Genomic DNA, 1,822 nt, shown 5'->3' with positions numbered 1-1,822 from the left:
GGGCGCGGCGCGCCCCCGCCCCGCCCCCCCCCCCCGCCCGAGGCTGTGCCTAGCTGGCTGTGCCTACTTCGTTCCGCGCTTCGCGAGGCTGTGCCTACTTGGTTCCGCGCTTCGCGAGGAAGGCCTCGACCTCGTCCCGGATCTCCGGCGTGTCCAGCCCGCGCACGGTCATCGTGGTGCGGCGCCGCAGCACGTCGTCCGCCGTGTACGCCCACTCGCTGTCGGCCGCGTAGGCGACCTGCGCCCAGACGTCCGGGCCGTCCTCATGGATCGGCCGGCCCAGCTCCGGGTTCTCGTCGATCATGCGGGCGATCTCGAAGGACAGCGTGCCGTAGTGGCTGGCCAGGTGCTTGGCCACCAGCGGCTCCATCCGGGAGCCCGGGTCGCGGTCGATCAGCAGCCGGTGCGCGACGGCGTTCGGCGCGCCGACACCCGGCAGCGGCACGGTCGCCGCGATCGGGGACATGTCCTCGCCGAGGCTGGTGCCGGGCACGTGCGCCAGCTTCTCCAGCACGGTGCGGCCGATGTGGCGGTAGGTGGTCCACTTGCCGCCGGCGACCGACAGCATGCCGCCCTTGCCCTCGGTGACGACCGTCTCGCGCTTGGCGGCGGCGGTGTCGCCCGGGCCGCCGGGCAGCACCCGCAGGCCGGCGAAGGAGTAGGTGATCAGGTCGCGGTCGAGGTGCTCGTCGCGGATGGCGTGCGCGGCCTCGCCCATGATCTGGTCGATGTCCGCCTCGGTGGCCCGGACGTCCTTCGGGTCGCCGGTGTACTCCTCGTCGGTGGTGCCGAGCAGGACGTGGTCCTCCCACGGGATGGCGAAGGAGACGCGGTACTTGTCGATCGGGATGGTCAGCGCGGCGCGCCACGGCGCCCGGCGCTTGACCACCACGTGGGCGCCCTTGGAGAGGCGGATCGACGGCGCGGCGCCGGCGTCCTCCATCTTGCGCAGGTGGTCCACCCACGGGCCGGTGGCGTTGAGCACCAGGCGGGCGTCGATGCCGAACTCGGTGCCGTCCAGGCGGTCGCGCAGCTCGGCGCCGGTGACCCGGCCGCCGGTGAAGCGCAGGCCGGTGACCTCGGCGTGGTTGAGCACCACGGCGCCGGCGTCGACGGCGGCGCGCACGGTCATCACGGCGACGCGCGAGTCGTTCATCTGGTGGTCGCCGTAGACGGCCACCGAGCGCAGGCCCTCGGTGCGCAGCGCGGGCACCTGCTGGGCGGCGTGCGCGGCGGTGGAGACCCGGCCCATGCCGTCGCGGAAGGCGGACAGCGCGGAGTACAGGAAGACGCCGGCGCCGAGCTTGGGCGCGCTGTGCGGGCCGCCCTTGTAGACCGGCACGAAGAAGGTCAGCGGGTTGACCAGGTGCGGCGCGACGTCGGTGGCGAGCGCGCGGCGCTCCTTGTGGTTCTCGGCGACGAGCTTGACCGCGCCGGTCTGCAGGTAGCGCAGACCGCCGTGGACGAGCTTGGAGGAGGCGCTGGAGGTGGCGCCGGCGAAGTCGCCGCCGTCGACCATGGCGACCTTGAGTCCGGCCTGGGAGGCGGTCCAGGCGACGGCCGTGCCGAGGATGCCGCCCCCGATCACCAGCAGGTCGTAGGTGGCCTTGCCGAGCAGCTCACGGGTCTCGGCGCGGGAGGCGGTGCGGCCGGCGGTGCGCTCGGCGCCCAGGGTCGGGATGGTTGCCATGGTGGTTGTGTACGGCGCGCGGGTCAGGCGGCGCCGTTACTCCTCTCGTGTGCGGTGCGGCCTCTGCTGAGAGGCCGGTCGGCCCGGTGCGGCGGGCCGGTGAAACGCGGCGACACCCGCTGCCGGAACAGC

General features: G+C 73.8%; 1 protein-coding gene. It reads right to left on the bottom strand.

Going from position 1 to position 1,822, the window contains the following annotated elements:
- Positions 1-94: 94 nt before the first annotated feature.
- Complete coding sequence (locus ACFV6I_RS39485) at positions 95-1,690, bottom strand: glycerol-3-phosphate dehydrogenase/oxidase (RefSeq protein ID WP_063350189.1); 1,596 nt, start codon at positions 1,688-1,690, stop codon at positions 95-97.
- Between the last annotated feature and the right edge of the window lie 132 nt (positions 1,691-1,822).

The organism is Kitasatospora sp. NPDC059803 (assembly GCF_042732255.1).
In the GTDB taxonomy this organism is placed as follows: domain Bacteria; phylum Actinomycetota; class Actinomycetes; order Streptomycetales; family Streptomycetaceae; genus Kitasatospora.
Note: the sequence above shows the minus strand (reverse complement) of the source record. Positions and strands in the feature narration are given on the sequence as shown.